The 4,809-nt window shown below is 50.7% G+C and carries 6 protein-coding genes and 1 pseudogene; 1 reads left to right on the top strand and 6 read right to left on the bottom strand.

The window, feature by feature from the left end; genetic code table 11:
• Window positions 1-423: 423 nt before the first annotated feature.
• A pseudogene (locus AM629_RS25360) lies at window positions 424-522 on the top strand (IS982 family transposase); the annotation flags it as partial.
• A 161-nt stretch (window positions 523-683) separates the two neighbouring features.
• Here the strand turns inward: AM629_RS25360 and tssE are convergent.
• The 6 genes from tssE to AM629_RS20390 all read right to left on the bottom strand — a co-directional run.
• The gene (tssE, locus tag AM629_RS20410) at window positions 684-1,130 is read right to left on the bottom strand and encodes a type VI secretion system baseplate subunit TssE (protein ID WP_420806699.1); all 447 of its coding nucleotides are present in this window, start codon (window positions 1,128-1,130) and stop codon (window positions 684-686) included.
• 5 nt (window positions 1,131-1,135) lie between these two features.
• The gene (gene tssJ, locus AM629_RS20405) at window positions 1,136-1,675 is read right to left on the bottom strand and encodes a type VI secretion system lipoprotein TssJ (RefSeq protein ID WP_054481572.1); all 540 of its coding nucleotides are present in this window, start codon (window positions 1,673-1,675) and stop codon (window positions 1,136-1,138) included.
• Entirely contained in the window at window positions 1,653-2,741 is a 1,089-nt protein-coding gene (gene tssG, locus AM629_RS20400; protein WP_054481570.1) for a type VI secretion system baseplate subunit TssG, read from the bottom strand. The genes tssJ and tssG overlap by 23 nt, the downstream gene beginning before the upstream one ends.
• Window positions 2,705-4,468 (bottom strand): type VI secretion system baseplate subunit TssF, encoded by a 1,764-nt coding sequence (gene tssF, locus AM629_RS20395; protein WP_054481568.1) that lies wholly within the window; start codon window positions 4,466-4,468, stop codon window positions 2,705-2,707. Before tssF ends, tssG begins: the two co-directional genes overlap by 37 nt.
• Window positions 4,468-4,602, bottom strand: coding sequence for a hypothetical protein (locus tag AM629_RS25065; RefSeq protein ID WP_268794988.1), 135 nt, complete (start codon window positions 4,600-4,602; stop codon window positions 4,468-4,470). The genes tssF and AM629_RS25065 overlap by 1 nt, the downstream gene beginning before the upstream one ends.
• A 1-nt stretch (window position 4,603) precedes the next feature.
• A partial coding sequence (locus tag AM629_RS20390; RefSeq protein WP_152912043.1) for a hypothetical protein occupies window positions 4,604-4,809 on the bottom strand: 206 nt, incomplete at its 5' end.

The raw sequence follows: 4,809 nt of genomic DNA, 5'->3' as shown, positions 1-4,809 counted from the left end.
CATATTAAAACAGGATCAAATAATTTTACTGTCATCAGGCGGACATATAATAATTTTCACAAATAAAACCAGACAGGTTAATGAGAGTATTATTACGATATCGTCTAACATCATTTTCTTACTATTAACACTACTCTTATTTACTTTTCCATCCCTATAACGAGACAAATAAGTATAATCATGATATGAATTAAAACCACTGCAAAGTAAATACTCGTTCAATTCAAGGTTGTTACTGCGCAGAATAATTTATGAGAAACTCTCCCAGCAATTTCTCGTTTCCCCCGTTTCTGCTAATAGCCTTTTTCCGCGTGTCTGAGGCACGATCAAAATTTTTGCTAAATAAAACAAAATCGGGGAGATCCTCAGGCATGTCTCATTTAGAAGAACTACTGCTGCGTCGATGACTTTTGCCAAAAATTTATTCCTCTCTGGCATCAACAGCTAATTGAAAATGGCTTGCTCAAACGTCACCACGAAGCTTCCCTTTCTCTCAGTGAAGTGAGGCGTGTTTGCTTGATGGGAGCGGTATGAGTCAAGAGGCTCACGTGCCGTTCTGCGATAGGCTGCGGGGGCAGTTCCCGCGGCCTTAATTGCTTATACCCGTCATCTTTCAAGTTGCTTCTTTGTTGGCTGCCAAATCCGTTTCGATAACAAAGAATACCGCCTGATGAAACAGTGAATTAATCCAGATGCCCTTGCTGACGCAAGTGACGGATCAACACCTGCCCTTCCGGTACAAATTCCGTGCTAAAACGCACTAATCCCACACCTGTCAATTCTGCGTGGATGTCATAACGCAGATGGGCCGGTTCAAGCATCGGCAGTAACGTCACTGTGATCTGCTTCAAACGCGGTTCATAAGTCAATAGCGTATGTTCGATCGTCGCAATCAGACGCTGGGACGACGCAGGCAATGCTTGCAGAATGGTACTGAGATCAGGCAGACCGTAATCCGGTAAATGGGCGAGCGTTCCTGCCCGGCAGTTGAGGATGCGCTGCATATTATCCAGTACCGATAAAATCACCTGTTCTTCTTCACTGACCTGAGACAACGTCAAACCACCGGTAAAACTTCCCGCCAGGCTGTCGTATAGAGAAGGCTTGTTCATTGTCGTTTTCTTTTTCATTCTTTTCACTCCTGCTCAGGCAACAAAGCCAACCCCTTGGCATTCAACTCAATCGTCCGAGGCTTATCCGGTAACAATTCATAACGTGTTATTATCCGGCGCCAGGTCCCTTTAGACAGATCCGGGTTTCGGAACAGCCCCACTACCGCCACATATTTCGCCTGCGTCGCCATCGGCATATCCAGAGACGCATGACCGCCCGGCTTCACCACCACCTCCTGACTCGCCAGACTATCAGCGCTGAGTACCCGGTCACCGTCATTCAGTAAATCCGCATAATCCGCCGCCAATATCGCTTTGTTATCCCGCAACTGATAGATACGTACCAGTGTGGGGACAGACAGAGCCATATTTTCTCCACCATCAGTATTGACCGCTGCCCGTGGAATAAAATCCAGATGCAGCGTTTTTACCTGCTTATGGAAAAGTGATTGTGCGACTGAAACCGTGCCATCACTCACCGTCTGGGTCAGACCGCAGCCGGTCAACAACCATGTTATCGCCGCTATTACCGGCATGGTTTTATAAAAAGGCATAATTGACATAGCATCCTCCTATATTTTCATGGTTATCTGGCGTGATGCCCTGATAATTCCCCAAATTCACTGTTATGTTGTCAGGTATCATCGTTGGAGGATGTTCCGCCTTGAGTCCTAACACCCCGGTTAATCCCAACTGAACCGGTGGACCCCCCAGTAACGGTGGCGGCAATATACGGGTCGGCAAAGTCAGTTGCAGTCTGGCCGGGTAACGCCAGCCCAGATAAACCCGCAACAATACCTGAAAATCAGTGTGCAATTGACCGCCCGGTAGCCAACCTAGCGCCTCCTCAGAACAATGCGTGTGCAATGCCACCAAAAGTTGACTATTAATATCGGTACCCATTCTGCCCAGTACCGTGCGCTGTGACAGAGAAACCGGATGGGTGTCTGAAAAATCCGCCGGATGCGTCAGATGGACCTGCCGGAGGCAACAGGGGGTCACCACCGAGCGAGTCTGCGGCGCCAGCAACGCGACCAGTGCTGAGACCCCTTCAGCAGTACGGGTCGGCAGACGCATCACACTGAGCAGAGCCAGAAAACGGGACACCGGCGTAGTAATATGCTGTCGGCTACCCGGGATACCTAAGCCAATCAACCCCAGTAAACACTGAGACGTTCCATCAGTTCCCCCGGCGGCAAAAGTCGCTGGGTAGGAATATTTACGCCAGATACGGTAGAACTGAGTAAATATCCGGTGATTAAAGATATCCAGAAAGGCGGCAATCATGTCATGCCCGTCCCGGTGCTGGGTAATATCGTCCAGATAAGCCGTCGGCAGCGGGGAATCCACACCATACAATCCCATAAATGTGGTTCTGGCCGTCGGCGGATAATCTGGACGTTCGCTATCAGTTTCTATCGCTTTTAACTCGCTGACCGGAAAACCCATCCCCGGATGAGGACGGAAACGTATCGCATCATCGACAGGATTATCTGTACTGCCCAGCAGCGGCTGGTCAGGGACGGCCCGCTCAATTATCTGACAGAATGAGTAGAAATCGAGTGTCGATATATTGGCCTTTAGTACGGCCATCAGCCCGGAATGTGCGGACAGTGGTGTTCTTCCCATAACAATCGTTCCCCTGTGGGTTGCAAAATCAGCGTGAGCCGGTTAAACAGATGAATATCGGTGTACAACGCAAAGAAGCGACTGAGCATTTCACCGAACAGGCAAATATCACCCGTGCCGGAGAACCCCTGGCTATCCACCGTCACTTCAATGTGAACACCCCGGCGCAGATACCCCTGCTCAAACCGCTCGATAAGCGAATGTTTCACCGCCACAATCGCATCCAAACGACGGATGTTCATCTCATCATCAGTCCAGTCATACAGAGCCAGCGTGCCGCGCAACACATCCGGGTTATCCATCATACTGAGGAAGTTGGAACCGAGATGACTCAGTATCCGCCAGTGAAAGCGGTCCTGATTCGGCGGATAACAGGGCAACGTCGGTTCACACAGGTTACGCACAGTCAGTCCCGCCAGCGGAGAATTGACGGGCGTATCCAGCAAGGTATCCTGCAATGCCCGGCGAGGCAGTTGCCCGTTGGTGCCAGTCAAGGTCAGCGACAAGTTTTCTTCTTCATCCAGTTTATCGTCATCAAAATCCTCCCCGCCTAAAATCAACCACGTGTCGTACAAACCTGACGGCCCCCGTTTCACCCGGGTATGGTAATAACGCTCCGGCGCATCATGTCGCATCATGCCCCCTTTATGACGAAAACTACTGAACGGCACATACCCCTGATGACCACTGCGTTTCGAGGACAGCACTGCATCCACCGAATAAATCTCAATATGCCCATCCTGTAAACGCATCGGGCGCAGCAGATATTCGGTCTGCAAGGGTGACAACTTCAACGGGTCAGATTCCAGCGAAAATAGATTAATCACCGGAGAACAATGCAAACGGATATGCTCAGCAGAAAACGGCAAGTCACCGGACCAGCGTTCACTCAGCACCACATCCAGCTCAAACCACGGTGTCTCGTCGGAGAGCATCAAGGTTTCCAGCCCACAGAGCGCCACAAACATAAATTTCTCACGGAAGGTGAAATACTCCAGCAGCAACTGATAACCACTGAACGCACTTTCCCCTTTCGGCCACAACCTATCCGCCTCCCCAAATCCCAGCGGCGAGAATCGACCCGCAAACGGCTGGCGGTCAGGCTGACCGGGCAGACGTAAATACAGTTGTTGTGTTTGAAGCGTGAATGCCTGATGTAATGCACAGGCCAGAGGGCTATCCGCATTCAGGTATAGCGGCAAACGACTCAAATCAACCTGCCGCCAGTCCACCATCTTCCCACAGTCAAAACGCAGCCGGATAACAGAACGACCATCCGGTTCCGTCTGAAAGGATGCCGCTGTCAGCGCCAAAGGCAACAACTGAACCGCCTGAGTCGTGGTGTAGCGGCAACGAGTCCGGCGCGAACCAATCGGCTGCGACAGCACTTCAAACCCCTTTTCCACCCGCTCGGATTTTTTCATCTGCGCCCAGTCCGGGGCCAGTTCAACAATCGATAGTGACGGAATGGTGCGCAGATAATGCGGCCATAGCAAGCTGACCAGCCCTTCTGTCAACTCCGGCAGATCATCATCCAGTTTTTCACGTAAACGCCCCATCAAAAAGGCAAAGCCTTCGAGCAATCGTTCAACAAAAGGGTCACGGATACTGCCCTTATCCAGATTGAGCATCGCGGCCCGGTCTGGATACGCCTGAGCAAATTCTTTGCCCGCTTCACGCAGATAGCGCATTTCTGCCTCGTAATAGCGCAGGGTTAAATCATCCATTATATTGTCCTCAAGAAAGGGAATAAAAACAGAGTTACCGATTCAGAATGCCCGAACCGAAAAGTGATAAAACCACCAAGAAGTAAAATGACATTGGCCTGCTCAGCCATGCCGGAAACATTAACTGTTGCCACCTCATTCCACCTCACCATCATCATCCATGACTGCCGCTGAGGTATCATCACCAGAACCGCCCTCAAAAATCTCCTTCGGCAACTTAAAACCCCGCAGTTTCAGCAATGCCAGCGGCCCCCGGCCCACTTCCGTGCGCAAAATCCACGTCAGCGGTAAACCATCCGGCGCCACAAACGTTAACCGATAGCGGCTCTCATCCAGCCTCT

This window comes from Photorhabdus heterorhabditis (assembly GCF_001280945.1).
GTDB lineage: Bacteria > Pseudomonadota > Gammaproteobacteria > Enterobacterales > Enterobacteriaceae > Photorhabdus > Photorhabdus heterorhabditis.
The sequence above is the reverse complement of the archived record's forward strand: the minus strand, read 5'-3'. Positions and strand labels throughout refer to the sequence as shown.

Coding starts and splice junctions, on each gene's coding strand:
- tssE (WP_420806699.1), bottom strand. CDS start 1,130: ATGAAAAAGAAAACGACAATGAACAAGCCTTCTCTATACGACAGCCTG.
- tssF (WP_054481568.1), bottom strand. CDS start 4,468: ATGGATGATTTAACCCTGCGCTATTACGAGGCAGAAATGCGCTATCTG.
- tssJ (WP_054481572.1), bottom strand. CDS start 1,675: ATGTCAATTATGCCTTTTTATAAAACCATGCCGGTAATAGCGGCGATA.
- tssG (WP_054481570.1), bottom strand. CDS start 2,741: ATGGGAAGAACACCACTGTCCGCACATTCCGGGCTGATGGCCGTACTA.